Source organism: Emergencia sp. 1XD21-10 (assembly GCF_009936045.1).
GTDB classification, from domain to species: domain Bacteria; phylum Bacillota; class Clostridia; order Peptostreptococcales; family Anaerovoracaceae; genus Senimuribacter; species Senimuribacter intestinalis.
In genome coordinates this window covers 34,265-52,699 of record NZ_QWEQ01000005.1, presented here as the reverse complement: position 1 = coordinate 52,699, position 18,435 = coordinate 34,265, and the positions used below count along the sequence as shown (strand labels likewise).

Sequence of the window (18,435 nt, the reverse complement as noted above, 5' to 3'; positions counted from 1 at the left end):
CTTTTCGTATTTTGCTTTCAAAATGAAGTGAAATATGATATACTTTTAATGATGAAAAAACAAATTTTAGAAACCATACAAAGACATAATTTAGTCAAACTACATCAGCACATCGTTTTAGGACTGTCAGGCGGTCCTGATTCGGTGTGCCTTTTTCACGTATTTTTAGAGCTGGCGAAGGAGATGGACTTGCACCTTTATCCGGTTCACGTCAACCACAAATTTCGTCCCGGCGCTGCGGAGGAGGATCAGGCTTATGTGGAGCAGCTTTGCGAGACGGCAGGGTTTTCTTGCAGAACTTTTGTCATCGACTGCGTAAAGCTGGCAGAAGAAGAGCATTTGACGCCGGAGGAAGCGGGCAGAAAGGCGCGCTATTGCGCTTTTGCAGAGGTGGCAGACCAGCTTGTAAAGAGAGGCATTTCCCGCAGTGAAATTGTTATTGCTGTTGGCCACAATGCGGACGATCAGGCTGAAACGATTTTGTTCAGACTTCTTCGCGGTGCGGGCACTGACGGACTTTCCGGCATGAGATACTCCCGCTTTGATGAGACGGGGAATCGCATTATCAGACCTCTTCTCGACGTAAAACGAGAAGAAATCATGGCGTACTGCAAAGTGCAGAACCTTTTACCGAGGATGGATTCCACCAATGAGGAGGAAAAATATACCAGAAACAAAATCAGACTCAGTCTAATTCCGCATCTGGAACAGGAATACAATCCGGCGGTGAAGGATACAATGATTAGGATGGGGAAAGCGGCGGCGTGCGACAGTGATTTTCTATGGCAGCAGGCACAGGACGTATACGAAAAACTGGTGAAGAAAAGCAGTGAAACCCATGTGCTGCTCGATGGCCGCAGTCTTAAGAAGCTTCATCGGGCAATCAGACAGCGGGTGCTTGCCAGAGTCTGTGCGGATTTAGGACTTTCTCAGGATTTGGCGTGGACCCATTTTGAAAATTGTGAAGCCATCGTTTTTCATGAAGGACCGTCAGCCAGCTGCAGCCTGCCGAAAGGCTATCGCCTGCAGAAGTGGTATGAGGATATTGATGTGATGCGTCCGTTTATTGAGGCGGGGGAGAATCTTCCTGCGCTGGAAGTTTATGTCCTTAGTAAAGACGCCTATGATTATTTGGCACCGGCTGAAAATCGCAGAGCGGTCTTTGACTATGATGCATTGACACAGATGTATGACAGTCAGGACTTACTGCCTGAAAAATCTATGACATTGGGCTTCCGGCAGCCGGGCGACTATATCGCCCTAAGCGAGGGAAAGACAAAGAAGCTGCAGGATTACTTTGTGGACCAGAAAATTCCTAAGTCTCAGCGTCCAGATGTTCCTCTTCTGAAAATAGGCAGAGAGGTTTTGTGGGTGCTTCCCTGCGAAGCAGACCCAAAAGGAAGATTTTCGGGAAAATATAAGCTGTGCGGGACAACAAAAAAAGTGATTTGTATTGAAATAATTTGTTAAATATGATAAAATTATAAAACTGTTTTGTTAAGAGAGAACAATTTTTTCAGAAAATTGCTATCAATAGACACGGGAGGAGAAAACTAAATTGAAAAAATTCGTAAAGAATATCAGTATTTATTTAGTGATTTTTGCACTGGTACTGGCAGCGGCTTTCTTCTATAAGGGAGGCGGCAGCGCAGAATACAAGCAAGTCAAGTTTTCGACACTGTCCAACTACTTAGAAAGCGGCAGAGTTACCGAAATCGAAATCGAGGACAGAAAGATCACTGCACAGATTGGAAAAGACAAGTATGTCTACACCTTTGCGGCAAATATTACGGATATCGACTGGATTGAGGATACGTATATTTTCCCGCAGGTACAGGAAAAGAAACTGGAATACAAGGGCGGACCGAAGCCTTCTTCTGGTTCTGTGATTCTGAATCTGCTGCCGACTCTGATTATGGTAATTGCTTTGGGATTCCTGTTCTACCTGATGATGAATCAGGGCGGAAACGGCAAAGCCTTTTCCTTTGGAAAGAGCAAGGCGAGACTTTATAAAGGTGATGGCAAACGAATTACCTTTAATGATGTAGCAGGTCTTGATGAAGAAAAAGAAGAACTTGAAGAGGTAGTAGATTTCCTCAAGGATCCTAGAAAATACAAAGAAGTCGGCGCAAGAATTCCAAAGGGAATTCTTCTTGTGGGGCCTCCGGGAACCGGTAAAACCTACGTTTCCAGAGCGACTGCGGGTGAAGCTGGCGTGCCGTTTTTCACCATCAGCGGTTCCGACTTTGTAGAAATGTTCGTAGGTGTCGGTGCGTCCAGAGTCAGAGACCTCTTTGACCAGGCGAAGAAGAACGCACCTTGCATTGTATTCATCGACGAAATCGACGCAGTAGGTCGAAAGAGAGGCGCAGGTCTTGGCGGCGGCAATGATGAAAGAGAACAGACCTTGAACCAGTTACTGGTTGAAATGGACGGATTTGGAGAAAATTCCGGCATTATCATTTTGGCAGCGACCAACAGACCGGATGTACTGGATCCGGCTCTGCTCAGACCGGGGCGTTTCGACAGACAGATTGTCATTGGCGTTCCAGATATCAAAGGCAGAGAAGAAATCATCAAGGTTCACTCAAAGAACAAGCCGTTATCCGACGAGGTTTCTCCGAAGATTCTGGCAAGAAGAACGCCGGGCTTTACTCCTGCGGATCTTGAGAACTTGCTGAATGAAGCTGCTTTGATTACGGCAAGGAGAAATGGCCGCAAAATCAGAATGGCAGAGATTGAAGAAGCTGCAACCAAGGTAATGGCAGGACCTGCGAAGAAGAGCAGAGTGATTAGCGAGGAAGAACGCAAGCTGACAGCCTATCATGAAGCCGGTCACGCAGTGGTAATGCGTACCCTGCCAAATTCCGACCCGGTACATCAGATTACCATCATTCCGAGAGGAAATGCCGGCGGATTTACCATGTCTCTGCCTGAGAAAGATAAGGCTTACGAGACCAAGAAAGGCATGCTCAATGCCATCAAACATCTTCTTGGCGGTCGTGTTGCAGAGCAGCTGACACTGGATGATATCAGTACTGGTGCCAGCAACGATATTATGCGTGCGACCGAAATTGCAAGAGGTATGGTTACCAAATACGGTTTCAGTGAAAAAATCGGACCTGTTAACTACAGCGATTCCGATGAGGTATTCCTAGGTAAGGATTTCTCCACCAGAAAGAATTACTCTGAGGGGGTTGCGGCAGAAATTGATAACGAAGTCAGAAACATCATTGAAGACGCTTACAATGAAACTGTAAAAATTTTAGAAGAAAATATGGATAAGCTGGAAAGAGTAGCGCAGGCGCTTTTAGAAGTGGAAACTCTGGACGGCGAGCAGTTCGAAGCTCTTTATACTGGAGAAGTCGACGCAAAGCAGCTGGCTGACATGGTGAGAGCAAAAGACGAAGAAATCCGCAAAATCAACGAGGAAGAGGCTGCTGAATTCGAAAGAATCCGCAAAGAAGAAGCGGAAAGAGAAGCAGCAGAGCTTGCAAAGTATGATACGGATTATATGGAAGAAGCAGAATCATCTGATTCCGATGGCGAAGAAATAAAGGAAACTGAAAGCGGCGAGGCGGAAGCTGATCCTGAAGAGGAGCATAAGGAAGAAGAATAGAGGTAATGTATGAAGATCACTGTAAATGATTGTTTGAGTTTAGAGGCATTCAGCCCCAGTATTCTTGCAGCAGGAAAGCGTAATATTGGAAATCGTGTGCGCTCTGTGTCGGTCATGGACGCAGTCAGCGTGGAAACTGCTGTTAAAAATAACGGTGTGCGTGAGCAGATTGTTCTGACATCATTTTACGGAATGCATGGCAAAGAAAAACTCCAGTGTGAGGTCATCAAGGGACTTGCCAAAAGCGGTGTCAGTGCGCTGGTTATTTTTCATGTAGAAAAGGGACTGACCAGCACTGACAGCGAGGTCATAGAAACGGCGGAAGCTGTTGGTCTGCCGCTGATTGTGATTCCTCAAAATAACAAGGCGGAATATTCTGATGCCATCGAGCAGATTATGGATAAGCTTTTATACGGAGACAATTTCAAGAACAGTCTTATCAACAACACCATCTACCATTTACTGAACTTTGAAAAACACAAGACCTTTCAGGCGGCGCTGAGAGAGGCGGCTGTCAGCAATGATTTTCAGGTAGTGCTGTTATCTAAGGATTTTAATCCGATTCTGTCTATTGAAACGAGGCAGAGAACTACCATCGCCGACGCCATTCGCCTAGGTAAGGAACGCGATGTTGAAAAAGCTGGTATTTACACTTTTATCGATGTTAACGGCGTACTGACCTATTGGGGACCAATTACGATCAATAAAGAAAAATATTTCCTGTTTATCGTAGATAATGAGGATAATTACTCAGCAGGTGAAATCACCAAGCTGTCGGAGATTATAGAGCTTGCTATGGGCATGTGGAAGTACACGCCGGAGAGGGACGTGCGGGCAGAGCTGATTAAAGCGCTGATTCGCGGCAACAAGTCTTTAGCGTATTCCCTGAAGGACGAAATGAATGTCAAAGCTGACAACATCATCAGTGTCTTTTACGCAAAGGGCATTGAGAATAATCAGGGAAACAGTGTTATCAGCGATTTTGAAAAGCGGGAAGGCATTGAAGTGCTTCGTATTACCGAAGGTGAAGAAACCTATGGTATGATTTTAAAAAACGAAGAGAAGCGGGAGGACGAGGAAGTATCCCGGAAAACCAGCTGTCTGAACCTCTTTGATAAGCTGAAAGAAGGCAGTAAGACGGTGCGCATTTTCCATGCTACGGGCATTGACGGAATCGAGGGTGCAGGAGACGCATTCCGACTGATTAGTGAAACCTGGACTTTTGTGGAGAGCGTATTCCCATATAAGAGAGTGTTCACCAAATACGAACTTGCACTCGTATCGAACTGCATTAATCTGCAGGTGCAGGGAGGTTATTTGAAGAAGAATTATATGGATCTTTTAGAGCCATTTAAAAAGGAAATGGGTGAAAACAAGGCAAAGCAGCTTCTGGAGACTTTGGAAACCTTTGTCCTTGATGCAGGCATGAACAGCGGAAAGACTTCCGAGTTCATGGGAATTCATACCAATACCGTGCAGTACAGACTGAAACGGATTAACGAAGTTTTGGGCGCAGAAATCACCGGAAACAGAGTCATTCCGGGACTTACCATGGCGCTTGCCCTAAAGCGGCTTGACCGAGTTGTGAAGTAAAATATGAAGGAGATATACGGAAATGCTTTTAGCTTTTGACGTTGGAAACAGTAATATCGTACTTGGCGTATTTAAAGACGGAAAGCTGATTACCAACTGGAGAATTAAGACTGATACGAACAAGAGTGCCGATGAATATGGCATGATTGTCAACCAGCTGTTTGCTTACGAGGGTCTGAAGACTTCTGAGGTCAAAGATGTGATTATTTCAACGGTTGTGCCGTCCGTGCTCTATACGCTGCAGCATCTTTCTGTGAAATATTTTAACAGACGTGCTATCACTGTGGAGTCTGGCATTAAGACTGGTCTAATCGTAAAATATGACAACCCTAAACAGGTTGGTGCTGACCGAATTGTCAACGCCGTTGCAGCAGTACATAAATATGGTGGACCGCTGATTATTATTGATTTTGGTACAGCGACCACCTTCTGCGCTATTACGGAAAATGCCGAGTATTTGGGAGGCACTATTGCACCGGGACTGAAGATTTCCTCTGAGGCGCTTTTTGAAAAGACCTCAAAGCTGCCGAAGGTTGAGCTGGAGGAACCAGGGCACACTATCTGCAAGAATACCATTCAAAGTATGCAGTCGGGACTTGTTTACGGTCATATGGGCATGGTGGATTACATCGTTAAGATGATGAAGAAGGAACTGGAAGTTCTGACTGAGTCGGATAAGCCTGTGACAGTTGTTGCGACGGGAGGGCTTTCCACTCTCATAGATAGTGGTGTTTCCTGTATCGACTATGTAGATAAAATGTTGACCTTAGAAGGTCTGGAACTAATTTATCAGAAGAACAAAAAGGCTAGCAAGCCATGTAAAGGAACGAAAGAAAATGAATAAATCCTTGCAGATTGGAAATGTAACTTTGGACAATCCATTTTTGCTGGCACCACTTGCAGGAATTACAGACGCTCCCACTCGCAGAATCTGCCGCGAGATGGGGGCGGCTTTGGTATATTCGGAAATGGTCAGCGGAAAGGGGCTCTTTTATCGCGGGCAGAAGAGCGAGCAGCTGCTTTATGTAGATCTGCATGAAAAGCCGGTAGCTTTTCAGGTCTTTGGCAGCGAGCCGGAGATTATGGCATTTACAGCAAAGAAGTTGGACTCCTACGAAAACGCTATACTGGATATCAATATGGGTTGTCCGGTGCCCAAAATCGTGAAGAATGGAGAGGGCTCTGCTCTTCTGAAAAATTTGGATTTGATTCACGATTTGATTGCCGCTATGGTGGCAAATACAAGCAAACCGGTTACCGCAAAAATTCGCATTGGTTTTGATTCTCACTCTATCAATGCGGTAGAGACGGCAAAGGCAGTAGAAGCTGCGGGGGCAGCGGCTATAGCAGTTCACGGCAGAACCAGAGAGCAGTATTATAGCGGAGAGGCTGACTGGAGTCAAATTGCTGCCGTCAAAGCAGCAGTGTCTATTCCTGTCATTGGAAATGGTGATGTGGTGGACGCAGCTTCCGCCATGGCGATGCTTTCTAGAACTGGCTGTGACTTTGTCATGATTGGAAGAGGTGCACTTGGAAATCCTTGGATTTTTAGAGAAGTGACCGCCGCATGGCGTGGAGAAGAAGTGCCTCCGCCACCAGAAATTACCGAAAAAAAGCAGGTGATGAAAAGGCATTTTTGTGATATGATTGAATTAAAGGGAGATCGCGTTGCAGTTCGCGAAATGCGTAAGCATATGGGCTGGTATCTGAAAGGTCTTCCGGGAAGCGCCGCCATTCGCGGGAAAATCAATCAGATTGATGACGCAGACGCTTTATTACAAATGATAGGGGAGATTTAACATGAGAAAGAAACTTTTTATCTGTTTGCTTGCGGTTATGATGGTAATCGCATCCCTTTGCCAGACCGTATTTGCAGATTTTATGGACGATGTAAAACAGTCGCCCAATGCAGTAGTCATGGTAAGTGTGGACAATGAAGATTGTCTGGAACTTGAAAATTTAAAGGATTTGAAAGTGCGCCTCACATGTCCGGGCGCAGGACTGGATATGACTGTACCTGTGGAAGAAGTGCAGATGGATGGTGAAACCATGGGACTTTGGCTGGGCTTTCCATCTGAAAAAATCAGCGATGCAATCATGAACAAGCTGGCGGAGATGCAGGGAGAACTGGATTTAGGCGAGCTGGAAGAGGACCCTAAGCTGGACATGACGAGCATGGAAGATGCAGGCGATGTCATCGAAGATATTGAGAATCTTTTGACCGAAGTGGAAATCACTGTGGAGGGACTGCCGGAGGGACACTATGTAGTGGACGGTTCTGCAGCTATTTTAACCCACGAAATCTGCAAAGCTGCAATCGACATGATTATGGAAGCGGCAAGGGAAGAGTTTGGGGAAGTAAATAGCTTTTCTGAGCTTTTTGATAAACTGATGAAGCAGCTGGGTCTTGATCTTGATGAAGTTTTAGATACTTCAGCCTGGACCCAGGAGGACTGGGAAATCCTTGAAGAGATGGGTATTACAGAAGCGGACATCGAGAACATCAAGACTTTGATTGCAAATCTCGACCCCCTGATTGAGTACATAACCAGCGAGGAATTCAGCGGTATTCTTATCGCAAACGCGTATCTTGTCTGCGAGTGTCCGCAAATTTGTGACTATACTGTGGAACACCGCTATTACGAACGTGTAGACGGAAAATTAAAGCTTGTCGGAACTGTTAACGAAGGTGAAAAAGCGAATAACTATTATTTGATGGGAACCGAAGGAGACATCATCTACGCAAAGGATTTTAAGCAGCCGGTATATCAGGGAAAGACCTACGAGTATCTGGGAAGCTACAGTGACTATGCGTTGTATGATGATTACAATTGGAAGTATTATCGTATGAAGTCGCTGACCCTTGGTGACTATGAATCCGGTTCGGGTCTGGTGCTGCGTTATGTCTATGATAAAGATGGCAGTGCAGCTGCTGGCAGCACAGCAGGTACGTCCGGCAAGGGCGATGGGCAATCCGCGCCGGCGACCGGTGATGAACTGCCGCTGGGTACCTATGTGTTGGTGCTGGCTGCAGCTGTTTCGGCAGTTGTTACAATGAAAAAAATGAAACTTCTGTAATGACGAATCTGACCGCAGAGACGAGAAATAGCATCTCTGCGGTCATGTTTTATATGTACAGGATTTTAAAAATGGTCGTAATGAGTTGCAATAGACTACGTGCAGTAACGTTGTGATTTTCCAAAGAAATATATAGCTTTTCTCTTGGAATTGTTGTTTTATGAAATATAATAAAAATTGGAAATTAAAAAAAAATAGGTTATAGAAGGGAGAACAGATACATTTGGACAAAATTTTTAAACTGAAAGAGCATGGCACCATGGTCAGGACGGAAATCATGGCGGGTGCCACTATTTTTGTATCGATGGTATATACTGGCAGTGAATCCTGCTATGCTGGCAGACGCAGGCATGGACAGTGCCGCAGTATTTACGGCAACGGCAGTTTCGGCGGCGGTAAGTACCCTGTTTATGGCGTTTTTTACCAACTACCCCATTGCGCTGGCGTCGTTTTTTGTGGAAGGTATCGTCTTTATGCAATTTCAGAGAGCGGCTCATTAACGATGTGCCAGCCAATTTAAAGTACGCCATTACCGGCGGCGTTGGGCTGTTCATTACTTTTATTGGACTGCAGGGTGCAGGGATTATTGTTGCTAGTCCATCAACGCTGGTGGATTTAGGTGATTTCAGTTCTCCTCAGCTTGTTCTTGCTATTGCGGGCACCGTTCTGGTGGCGGTACTTTACAGATTTAATGTAAAGGACTATATCCTGATTGGGATTCTGGCAACATGGGCTATGGGCATGATTGCAGAAAGCTGCGGCTGGTATACGGTGGATCCGGAGGCGGGCGTGTACTCTCTGTTCCCTAGCTTGTCAGCAGGACTGGCGCTGCCTGCTGCACTGCATTTTCTGACATTTGATTTCAGCTGGGTGGCAGACCATGTGATTCATTTCTGCTTTATTACCTTCTCATTTTTATATGTCGACCTCTTTGATACGGTAGGGGGGTCTAATCGGTATTGCATCCAAGGGAGATATGCTGGACGAAGAAGGCAATCTGCCAAAGGCAAAGGGAGCGCTTCTCGCCGATGCCTGCGGTACCGTTGCAGGCGCAGCGCTGGGAACTTCTACGGTAACCAGTTATATCGAATCCAGTGCGGGCGTTGCCAACGGCGGTAGAACAGGACTGACTTCTGTGAGGACGGCAGTTCTGTTTGTCGCAGCCTTGCTGTTTTCTCCGATTTTCCTGGCGATTCCGTCTTTTGCAACGGCACCGGTTCTGGTTTGGGTCGGACTTCTGATGATGGATTCCATTAAAAAAATTGACTTCAGCGGCGATATTGCAGACACCGTCAGCGGCTTTTTCACCATGATTATGATGCCGTTTACTTACTCCGTATCCAACGGGATTATGTTCGGCATTCTGACCTGGGTATTTCTGAAACTGGTTACAAGAAAAGGCAGAAGTATCCCGCCGGTTATGTGGATTTCAGCGGCGCTGTTTGTGCTCAGAATTGGAACGCTGGTGGCGTAATGGTTTCCTTGACAATTGGGAAGAATATGATACAATAAGGTTAACTACAAATGTATGACGTTGGAGGTGTGGGAAGTGAGTGTGATTAGCGTCAGAGTAACAAATGATGAAATGACAATGCTTGAGAATGTGAGTAAACTGTATGGATGTGGGGTATCCAGCATGATCAAACAGATTGTTTTTGATAAATTGGAAGAGGAATATGACTTGCAGATCATTGAAAGATATGAGAAAGAAAAGGCAAGTGGAACGCTGGAAACAAGACCTATTGAAGCGCTGTGGGAAGAATTGGAGCTGTAGGTATGTATAGAGTTGAGACGACTCCAACTTTTGACAAGCAATTTGGAAAGTTAGATAAATCCGTACAGCAGTTAATTGCTAAATGGATAAGGAAACACTTGATAAACTGTGAAAATCCACGAGCACAAGGAAAAGGACTCACTGCCAATTTAAAGGGATATTGGAGATACAGAATTGGGGGCTATCGATTACTGGTTGAAATTATAGATGAGCAGCTGGTAATTATTGCGGTAGACATCGGACATAGAAGAGAAATTTATAAATAAGAATCTTGTTGTCCTCAGATAATAACCAAAACACCAGCCGGAACGTTCGGCTGGTGTTTTTCGCTGCATGTTTTACTTTCATCTGCGCCCGCGCACTGCGGCAACAGCGGCGGACAGCCTGCCGACACCTTCTGCGATTTCTTCCTCGGTTACGTTGCCGTAGGCGAGACGGAGGAAGTTGTCTCCTTTGTTCATGAATGGGAAGAACAAATCGCCGGGCATATAGGAAATGCCCAGCTCATGGGCTTTGTACAGAAGTGCCTGTGGGTTGATATCTTCGTCTAGGCAGCACCAGAGGGCAGTACCGCCCTTTGGAACCTGAAACCTGTAGGCAATTTCATCGTAAGAAGAAAGTGCACTGCAGAGGCAGTCTCTGTTTTTTTTCCCGAAGTCGCAAAGAGTGTCGATGTGGTCATAGATGTAGCCTTTTTTGATAAATTCCGAAGCCAGATACTGACCGATAGGATTGACGAAGATCCGGCTGTTTTCCATCAGCATGGAAAACCTGTTTACTGTTCGCTCCGGTGCGACCATATAGCCCACCCTTACGCCGGGGCAGATGGTGGCGATAAAGGAATTGACGTAGATGACATTTCCCATGGTATCCAGAGATTTTAGGGACGGAATGGGAACTCCTTCATAGCCAAGAACGGAGTCGCAGTCTTCTTCCACGATGGGAATGTCGTATTTATAGGACAATTCCAAGAGCTCATATCGTCTGGAAAGACTCATGATGGTGTTTGTTGGAAAATGGAAGGTTGGTATGGTGTAAATCATGCGAGGTCTGTACTTTACAATGAGACCTTCCAGATACTGGGTCTGCATGCCGTTTTCATCCATGGGAATGGTGATGACATTCAGGGCGAGAGACTGCAGCACCTGCAGCATATCAGGGGAGATTGGCTCTTCGCAGATAATGGTATCACGTGCAGAGAGAAAAATTCGAGCAGCAAACTGCAGCGCTTCGTAGGTTTCGCCCACAATTTGAATTTCCTTGGGAGAAACGTGAATGTGCCGCTTTTCTAAAAGGGATTGAATGCTTTGAATCAGCTGAGGCAGCCCTTGGGAAGGTGCAAAGTCACACCAGTCGAAGCGGCCCTTTTCAGAAAGCTCGCTGAGAATCTGATTCAGCTGTTTTCTCGGATAAAGGTCAGGGGTAATGATATCAGCAGCCATGGAAATCAGCGGCACGTTGGGGCTGTCGACACCGCTGCTGTAAAACAGTTTGGCGAAAAGGTTGTCCATTTGCAGATACTCCTCTTTTAACATGAAACTCAGTGCGCCGGGATATCTGCTGCTTTTAAAGCTGCCGCCCCGTTTAAAGTCGGCAGGCTGACTGTACGTTACAAAATAGCCCCTAGGAGAGATGGAGGATTTGATTAGATCCTCGCTGATTAGTTCTTCGTAAGCCTTGACTATGGTATTTCTATGCACGCCAATATTGGCTGCCAGTGTTCGCTCCGCCGGCAGCTTGAATCCATTAGCAAGCTCACCAGAAAGAATCCTCTGCCGAATGTCATTTCGGATCTGTGCGTAGACCGGCGTGTGGGCTTTTCGATTGATAGAAATTTTCATTTGGCACCCTCCGTATAGTCCAAAAGTCGTATGATTTCTTCTTTTTTTATTATAAACCCAAAAAAACGGCAAGTAAACAGAAATTTGGACTATTTAAAAGGGTACCATTTGGAACTTTTTATTTTTGACAGGGAGTATAAACTGATAAAAACGAAACAAGGAGGTAGACCCATGATTGTCATTCGTAATTGCAGATTGGTAAATGCTTTGACAGAAGGCTATGACGGCAGTACGACAGATGTATATGTAAAGGGAAATAAGATTGCACAGATTCAGGCAGCAGGCACGCCCTATGAGGCAGATGAGCCGCTGACGGTAATTGACGGCACGGGGAAGACCCTAATTCCCGGACTGATTGAAATGCACGCGCATTTATATGGTTTTATCTTTAATTATTATGAACTGCAGTGTATGCCGGAGGGTAAGATTATTTTTGGCGTAGTGGATTTTGCTAATGAGTATTTGAAGCAGGGCTTTACTATGATTAGAGATTGCGGCAGTTCATATAATGCCGTGGCAACCGTAAGAAATGCCATCGAAGAAGGGATTATCAAAGGACCGAGACTGGTGCCTTGCGGTCTGATTATCACACCTACAGAAACAGGAAATGACTGCTTCAGTGATTTGTATTTGGAAGCGGACGGACCTTGGGAAATGAGAAAAGCGGTGCGCACAGAACTGCAGAAGGGCAACGACTTTATTAAGCTGATGGTTAGCGGTGCTTTTATGAACGAAGGCGCAGAGCCGGGTATTCAGGTTGCGGAGTTTGATGAGATTGAGGCGGCAGTGGCTGCGGCAAGGCGCAAGAATACTTATGTGTGCGCCCACTGCCACGGGGCAGGCTCTATCAAAGATGCCATCAGAGCAGGAGTCAGAACAATTGAACACGGTACTTTCCTCGACGATGAAGGGCTGCAGATGCTGAAAGAAAGCAAGGACTGCTACCTGGTGCCTACAGGTGCAGTAGGACTTTACTGTTTGGATACTAGCAACCCGGACATCACACAGGAACTTTATGAAAAGAGCAAAGCGGCGGCACAGATTGAAATCGATAACATCAACAGAGCGTATCGCGGAGGTCTGAAACTGGGTTTTGGTTCAGACATAGACCTTGAGGCGCTTCGCAAACACCCGGGCTATGAATTTATTGCAAGAAAAGAATATTACAATTTTGAAGATCTGGACATTCTGATTCAGGCGACAAAGAACAGCGCGGAGATTATGGGTTACGGCGACGAACTGGGTACAGTGGCGGTCGGAAAACTTGCGGATCTTGTGCTGGTTGACGGTAATCCTGACGAAGATATTTACGTCATGACAAAACCGCCGGTACACGTTTTGAAGGATGGAGAAATTCTAGTATAAAAAAGGAGAAATGACGATGAATATGAGAAAGAAATTAGGACTGGTCGTAATCGTGACCTTTTCCTGTATCGTACTGCTCATCCCTTATCTGGCGTACGATTTTTACAATCAGTTTTTGAATACATACGGCGTGACCGACACACAGATGGGCTGGCTTTTGACCATATACGGCGCGTCAGCTGTTCCGAGTTATTTTATCGGTGGTTGGGTTGCTGATATTTTCAACCCGAAAAAGCTGGTAATCGCATCTTGCGCACTGACAGGTCTGGTTGCCTTTGGCGTAGCCGTCAGTAGTTCTTATACCATGCTGGCGATTCTGTTTTTCCTCTTTGGAATTACTGCAATCACGCTGAACTGGAGTGCATACCTGAAAATTATCAAAATGCTTGGAGATGAAGACGAGCAGGGAAGACTTTTCGCTATGTCGGATATCGCTTATGCTGCGCTGTCGCTGGGTCTGCAGTATATCGTTCTTGCCATTATCACATGGGCGTTGGCAGACAATCCAAACGGATTTAAGGCAGCGTACATCATCTACGGCGCGCTGGCTATTATCGTTGGCGTTGTGGTACACTTTGCGATTCCGAACATGAGCTACGAAAAGGAAGGCAAGGGAATCAAAGAGGACCTACGCCTCATGGGACATGCCGTAAAGCTTCCAATCACCTGGTATTTATCCTTCTTTACACTGGGATATTTTCTGATTCGCTCTAATATTACCTACTTGAATCCTTATTTGACAGATGCTTTTGAAATCAGTATTCCTTTTGCCCAGGCATTTTCAGCAGCGATTAGAACTGGCATTCTAATGATTTTCTCGCCAATCGGAGGTACTCTCCGCGACAAAGGGCATACGGCAAGTTCCATGATTAACAAGCTGTCTATCGGTTGTATTATATTTTCTGTGGTGCTGATGTTAATTCCGCAGGGAAGACCGTACGTCATCTGGGTTATGCTTGCAGCCATTCTGCTCCTTGCCTGCAATGCGATGATGTCAAATTTCCTCTATACCCTGGTAACCACTGCAAAGGTGCCGAATCTCTATGTAGGAAGCGTATTCGGTATCGCCTCTGCAATCGGATATTCGTCCGATCTGTATCTTTACACCATTTGCGGTCATTATCTTGATACGATGGGTAACGCCGGGTATAAGGTTGTCTGGTTTGTCGGCGTCATAGGCGGACTTTTGATGTTTGCGATGGGGCATGCAATTAAGAAGACTTATGGATTTGAGCCGCTTGATGAAGAGGAAGCTCATTAAGATATCCGGTTAGACACCTGCTGCACTGCTGTCTGTTTTTTAGACACCGGTGTGGCAGGTGTCTATTTTTTTTCTGTGAAATTCTGGTAAACTGCAGATAAGTAAATCAATTAAGCCGAGCAAAGAGGAAAAAATCATCCAAAAAACATCCGAAAATAGCATATTTTAACCAATTAAAGCGCTTTATCGCATAACAGCGCGAAAGTGTTGGAATTTGGAGATTTTTGTTTTGAGCAGGAGGGTGTATTGGAAAAAGAACATGGAATTGTTAGGAACAGGCGCTTTTTTATCTTGACTTTGACAAGATGTCGGAGGTAATATGGGCAAAGATTCGCATTTTGGTGTTTTGAAAAATGAAAACTGCCAGCTGGCGCAGAAACGGGATATTTGAACTTGTTTTTGTGTATAATACAAAAAAGATATAGAAAGTTTGTAATTGCTGTGATTGTTTAGCAAATGGAATTGGTGGTATAATCAAATTAGGTAAAATCTTCCTGATGCTAGGAAGATGCTATGGAGGTGGGAGAATGTTTGTCGAAGAACTGGAAAAAATCAGGGAAAGCGAATCTTTAGCGGATAGCCTGATAAAGCAGGCAAAACAGGATGGAAAAAAGGCTTTGGAAAATGCAAGGTGCAAAGCGGAGCAAATCATCGAAGACGCAAAAAAAAGCAGCAGTTTGCGAAAAGAAGCTCTTATCGCAGAGGGAGAAAGCATTGCAGGCAGCCAGTATGAGGAGGCGCTGAATCGCTGCAGGCAGCAGTGTCAGGAAATGACAGAGCAGGCCGCTTCCCGCGAAAATAGGGCAATTGAATTGATAATAGAAAGGATTGAGAGCGGTGTCCATTGTTAAAATGAAAAAGGCTGCTGTCATCGGTCTTGATACAGAAAAGGAAAGTCTCATCGCAGATTTGATGGATTTAGGCGTGATGCAGATTACCCAGCGAGAGGAAAGAGAGGAAGCTTTAGAAAACTATTCTTCTAAAGAACTGCCGCAGGAGGTAAACGAAAGTCTTCTGGCTGCGCTGGAGCTGAAAATCAATGAGACATCTCTGGCACTGGAAACGCTGCAGAAGTTCAACACGCAGAAGGAACCTCTCTTTTTCACCCGGCGGGCGATGAAGAAGAAAGATTTTGCAGACCTCTGGGAAAATAGAGAGAAGACTTATGAAGACGTGGCGCATATTTTGGCGCTCAATGACAGACGGCATAAGCTAAGAGAACTGATTAACAAGAAGCAGGCAGACCTTGCAGCCTTGCGCCCATGGCTGGTATATGACCTGCCTCTTGAACAGCGGGCGACGACAAATACGAGAATTAATCTGGGTATGCTTCCTGCTGCGGCTGATGTGGAAAGTCTGCGGCAGAGAGTTTATGACGGCAGAGAGGCAGTATTCTTAAAGGAAATCAATCGTGATAAGGATTTGATTTATCTGGCTGTTGTCACCCTGAATGAAAATGATGAAGAAGTGCTGAATATCTTGAAACAGCACGGTTATACACCGGTTCCCTTCGAGGATTTTTCGGGGACTGCAGAGGAAAATCTCAGGCGAATTGCTGAAGAGATTGTGGCAGATGAAGGAGAATGCTCCCGCATAGAAGAGGAAATCACAAAACTTTGTCCGCTGAAAGAATCTGTCGAGGCTGTTTACGATCGACTTATTGTGGAACGTGATAAAGAAAAGGTAAAGGAGAAGCTCCTCAATACCAAACGTACTTTTACACTGGAAGGATGGGTGCCGGAGCCCTGTCAGGAAGCGGCAGCCAAGACGCTGGAAAAACACGGATGCTGCTATGCGTTCCGTGATCCGAAGGAAGACGAAAATGTGCCTGTACTGACAGAAAACAGCGGACTGGTGGATCCTTTTGAAGCCATTACGGAAATGTATTCCTTACCGGATTATCGAGGCGTAGATCCGACCAAATATTTTGCTTTTTTCTATGCCATGTTTTTTGGCATTATGCTCAGTGATGCAGGATACGGCATTGTCATTGCGATTGCCTGCTTTGTAGTGCTGCGCAGATACGCACTGGAGGGTATGACTTACCGCATGATCAAGATGTTCTTCTACTGCGGACTTTCCACAGTGTTCTGGGGTGCGCTCTTTGGCGGCTGGTTTGGAGATTTCTTCCAGGTAGCAGCACGAGTCATGTTTGGCAAAGAAATCACCATACCAGCGCTTTGGTTTAATCCGATTGAAGATCCAACCAAATTGTTGATCTGGTCGCTGATTTTCGGGGTGATTCATCTGTTCCTGGGAATGGGTATTAAAGCATCCATGCTGATAAAAAGAGGACAGTGGAAAGATGCAGTCTTTGATATTTTTTCCTGGTATATGGTTATTGGCGGTGCGGCCATGTGGCTTGCCGGCAGCAGTATCAGCCAGGCACTGGTAAAGCCGGGCATGTACATTGCTGTTTTAGGCGCAGCGATTCTGCTTTTGACTGGCGGAAGAAACAACAAAGGCATTGGAAAAATTACAGGCGGCTTAAGCTCTCTGTACAATATCACCAGTTATATCTCGGATATTTTATCCTATTCAAGGCTGTTGGCTTTAGGCCTTGCCACCGGGGTTATTGCAAACGTGGTAAACACTATGGGCTCGCTGAAAGGCAGCGGTCTTGCAGGGACTATCATACTGCTTATTGTATTCGCTTTTGGACACACTTTCAATCTGGCAATCAATGCACTTGGGGCGTTTGTCCATTCCAGCAGACTGCAGTATATTGAGTTCTTTGGAAAATTCTATGAAGACGGCGGTGATGAATTTGACCCGCTGCGTAAAAATACAAAATATGTTCGTGTAGTTGAAGACACAGATGGAGGTAGAAAATGATTACGGGAAATGTTTTTGCACTGATGGGTGCAGCAGTTGCAGCGCTGGCAGGAATTGGAAGCGCAATGGGTGTTGGTATCGCAGGTCAGGCAGCAGCAGGTGTTCTTGCTGAAGATCCGAAAAAATTTGGTAAAACCTTAATTTTACAGGCGCTGCCTGGCACACAGGGTATTTATGGTCTATTGATGGCATTTCTGATTTTTATCAGAATTGGACTTCTAGGCGGTGGCATGGTTGACCTTACAGTTTCTCAGGGACTGTATATTCTGGCTTCTGGCATTCCAATCGGTCTTGTCGGCATCTGGTCCGGTATTGCGCAGGGTAAAGCGGCAGCAGCAGGTGTCATGCTTCTGGGTAAGAGATCCGATCAGATGGCAAAGGGTATTATTTATGCTGCTATGGTAGAAACCTATGCGATTTTTGCTCTGCTGATTTCTATCTTAATGCTCTTTAACCTTGGAATTTAACGGATAGGACGTGAGATCATGAGCATAGAAAAGATTACATCAAAGATTACCGCAGACGCGAGGGAGCAGGCACTGACCATCGCGGAAGATGCGAAAATGCAGTGTGATGAAATCCTTGCAAATGCAGAGAAAGAGGCAGCAGCCATTTTAGAAGATGGCGAAAAACGCGGTCTGGAAGAAAAAGAAAAACGGATCCAGAGAAAAAAGGCGGTGGCGGATATTGACGGACGCAAGTTGGTTCTGGAAACGAAACAAAAGCTCATTGCATCTTGCTTTGAAAAGGCGGAAGAAGCGCTGCACAATATGGAGGAAGAGCGGTATATTGCTTTTCTTGCGAGGGTTATTGCCAGTACCGAAGAAGTTTCCGGCGAAGTGATTTTGAGTGCAGGCGACAGAGCGCAAATCGGCGATAAGCTGATTGCAGCGCTGAAGGAACAACTGCCCCAGGGTAATTTTACTTTGGCAGAGGAAACCAGAGAGACCGGCGGTGGACTGTTTCTGAAAAAAGGGCAGGTATATCTCAACTGCACGATTTCCGCATTTTTAGAGGAAGCAAGGGAGCAGCTGATCGGTCAGGTCGCACAGCAGTTATTTCAGTAAGG

General features: G+C 45.6%; 18 protein-coding genes. 17 read left to right on the top strand and 1 reads right to left on the bottom strand.

Annotation, left to right across the window (positions count from 1 at the left end; translation table 11 throughout):
• The first annotated feature begins 48 nt into the window (after positions 1-48).
• From tilS to D1151_RS03930, 11 genes are all read left to right on the top strand, one after another.
• Complete coding sequence (gene tilS, locus D1151_RS03970) at positions 49-1,470, top strand: tRNA lysidine(34) synthetase TilS (protein WP_161908030.1); 1,422 nt, start codon at positions 49-51, stop codon at positions 1,468-1,470.
• Positions 1,471-1,558: 88 nt separating this feature from the next.
• The gene (gene ftsH, locus D1151_RS03965; RefSeq protein WP_161908029.1) at positions 1,559-3,619 is read left to right on the top strand and encodes an ATP-dependent zinc metalloprotease FtsH; all 2,061 of its coding nucleotides are present in this window, start codon (positions 1,559-1,561) and stop codon (positions 3,617-3,619) included.
• Positions 3,620-3,628: 9 nt separating this feature from the next.
• Complete coding sequence (locus tag D1151_RS03960) at positions 3,629-5,212, top strand: PucR family transcriptional regulator (RefSeq protein ID WP_161908028.1); 1,584 nt, start codon at positions 3,629-3,631, stop codon at positions 5,210-5,212.
• 22 nt (positions 5,213-5,234) lie between these two features.
• The gene (locus D1151_RS03955) at positions 5,235-6,056 is read left to right on the top strand and encodes a type III pantothenate kinase (RefSeq protein ID WP_161908027.1); all 822 of its coding nucleotides are present in this window, start codon (positions 5,235-5,237) and stop codon (positions 6,054-6,056) included.
• Complete coding sequence (gene dusB, locus D1151_RS03950) at positions 6,049-7,011, top strand: tRNA dihydrouridine synthase DusB (RefSeq protein ID WP_161908026.1); 963 nt, start codon at positions 6,049-6,051, stop codon at positions 7,009-7,011. The genes D1151_RS03955 and dusB overlap by 8 nt, the downstream gene beginning before the upstream one ends.
• Before the next feature lies 1 nt (position 7,012).
• Positions 7,013-8,290, top strand: coding sequence for a hypothetical protein (locus tag D1151_RS03945; RefSeq protein WP_161908025.1), 1,278 nt, complete (start codon positions 7,013-7,015; stop codon positions 8,288-8,290).
• A 284-nt stretch (positions 8,291-8,574) separates the two neighbouring features.
• Positions 8,575-8,790, top strand: coding sequence for a hypothetical protein (locus D1151_RS17015; protein ID WP_306770848.1), 216 nt, complete (start codon positions 8,575-8,577; stop codon positions 8,788-8,790).
• A gap of 4 nt (positions 8,791-8,794) precedes the next feature.
• On the top strand, positions 8,795-9,409 hold the full coding sequence (locus tag D1151_RS17130) for a hypothetical protein (RefSeq protein WP_330588276.1): 615 nt from the start codon (positions 8,795-8,797) through the stop codon (positions 9,407-9,409).
• The gene (locus D1151_RS17010; protein ID WP_330588283.1) at positions 9,348-9,764 is read left to right on the top strand and encodes a hypothetical protein; all 417 of its coding nucleotides are present in this window, start codon (positions 9,348-9,350) and stop codon (positions 9,762-9,764) included. Before D1151_RS17130 ends, D1151_RS17010 begins: the two co-directional genes overlap by 62 nt.
• A 75-nt stretch (positions 9,765-9,839) precedes the next feature.
• Positions 9,840-10,064, top strand: coding sequence for a type II toxin-antitoxin system RelB family antitoxin (gene relB, locus D1151_RS03935; protein WP_161908024.1), 225 nt, complete (start codon positions 9,840-9,842; stop codon positions 10,062-10,064).
• A gap of 2 nt (positions 10,065-10,066) precedes the next feature.
• The gene (locus tag D1151_RS03930) at positions 10,067-10,330 is read left to right on the top strand and encodes a type II toxin-antitoxin system RelE/ParE family toxin (RefSeq protein WP_161908023.1); all 264 of its coding nucleotides are present in this window, start codon (positions 10,067-10,069) and stop codon (positions 10,328-10,330) included.
• Between the two features lie 78 nt (positions 10,331-10,408).
• On the opposite strand, the gene D1151_RS03925 is transcribed toward D1151_RS03930, so the two are convergent.
• Positions 10,409-11,905 carry a PLP-dependent aminotransferase family protein gene (locus D1151_RS03925; protein WP_161908022.1) on the bottom strand — a complete coding sequence of 499 codons (1,497 nt, stop codon included), beginning with the start codon at positions 11,903-11,905 and terminating at the stop codon, positions 10,409-10,411.
• A gap of 171 nt (positions 11,906-12,076) precedes the next feature.
• Between D1151_RS03925 and D1151_RS03920 the strand changes: the two genes are divergently transcribed.
• The 6 genes from D1151_RS03920 (at position 12,077) to D1151_RS03895 (ending at position 18,433) form a co-directional block, all read left to right on the top strand.
• Positions 12,077-13,270 carry an amidohydrolase family protein gene (locus tag D1151_RS03920; protein ID WP_161908021.1) on the top strand — a complete coding sequence of 398 codons (1,194 nt, stop codon included), beginning with the start codon at positions 12,077-12,079 and terminating at the stop codon, positions 13,268-13,270.
• A gap of 22 nt (positions 13,271-13,292) precedes the next feature.
• Positions 13,293-14,531 (top strand): nitrate/nitrite transporter, encoded by a 1,239-nt coding sequence (locus D1151_RS03915; RefSeq protein WP_161908020.1) that lies wholly within the window; start codon positions 13,293-13,295, stop codon positions 14,529-14,531.
• Between the two features lie 527 nt (positions 14,532-15,058).
• Positions 15,059-15,382, top strand: coding sequence for a hypothetical protein (locus D1151_RS03910; RefSeq protein ID WP_161908019.1), 324 nt, complete (start codon positions 15,059-15,061; stop codon positions 15,380-15,382).
• Entirely contained in the window at positions 15,369-17,366 is a 1,998-nt protein-coding gene (locus tag D1151_RS03905; RefSeq protein ID WP_161908018.1) for a V-type ATP synthase subunit I, read from the top strand. The genes D1151_RS03910 and D1151_RS03905 overlap by 14 nt, the downstream gene beginning before the upstream one ends.
• Entirely contained in the window at positions 17,363-17,833 is a 471-nt protein-coding gene (locus D1151_RS03900) for a V-type ATP synthase subunit K (protein ID WP_161908017.1), read from the top strand. The genes D1151_RS03905 and D1151_RS03900 overlap by 4 nt, the downstream gene beginning before the upstream one ends.
• A gap of 18 nt (positions 17,834-17,851) precedes the next feature.
• On the top strand, positions 17,852-18,433 hold the full coding sequence (locus D1151_RS03895; protein ID WP_161908016.1) for a V-type ATP synthase subunit E: 582 nt from the start codon (positions 17,852-17,854) through the stop codon (positions 18,431-18,433).
• Positions 18,434-18,435: the final 2 nt, after the last annotated feature.

Excerpts from the sequence above, each read along its gene's own strand:
- D1151_RS03945 (WP_161908025.1), top strand. The coding sequence starts at position 7,013 with ATGAGAAAGAAACTTTTTATCTGTTTGCTTGCGGTTATGATGGTAATC.
- dusB (WP_161908026.1), top strand. The coding sequence starts at position 6,049 with ATGAATAAATCCTTGCAGATTGGAAATGTAACTTTGGACAATCCATTT.
- D1151_RS03895 (WP_161908016.1), top strand. The coding sequence starts at position 17,852 with ATGAGCATAGAAAAGATTACATCAAAGATTACCGCAGACGCGAGGGAG.
- D1151_RS03920 (WP_161908021.1), top strand. The coding sequence starts at position 12,077 with ATGATTGTCATTCGTAATTGCAGATTGGTAAATGCTTTGACAGAAGGC.
- D1151_RS03900 (WP_161908017.1), top strand. The coding sequence starts at position 17,363 with ATGATTACGGGAAATGTTTTTGCACTGATGGGTGCAGCAGTTGCAGCG.
- D1151_RS03930 (WP_161908023.1), top strand. The coding sequence starts at position 10,067 with ATGTATAGAGTTGAGACGACTCCAACTTTTGACAAGCAATTTGGAAAG.
- D1151_RS03955 (WP_161908027.1), top strand. The coding sequence starts at position 5,235 with ATGCTTTTAGCTTTTGACGTTGGAAACAGTAATATCGTACTTGGCGTA.
- D1151_RS03910 (WP_161908019.1), top strand. The coding sequence starts at position 15,059 with ATGTTTGTCGAAGAACTGGAAAAAATCAGGGAAAGCGAATCTTTAGCG.
- D1151_RS03915 (WP_161908020.1), top strand. The coding sequence starts at position 13,293 with ATGAGAAAGAAATTAGGACTGGTCGTAATCGTGACCTTTTCCTGTATC.
- D1151_RS03960 (WP_161908028.1), top strand. The coding sequence starts at position 3,629 with ATGAAGATCACTGTAAATGATTGTTTGAGTTTAGAGGCATTCAGCCCC.
- D1151_RS03925 (WP_161908022.1), bottom strand. The coding sequence starts at position 11,905 with ATGAAAATTTCTATCAATCGAAAAGCCCACACGCCGGTCTACGCACAG.
- tilS (WP_161908030.1), top strand. The coding sequence starts at position 49 with ATGATGAAAAAACAAATTTTAGAAACCATACAAAGACATAATTTAGTC.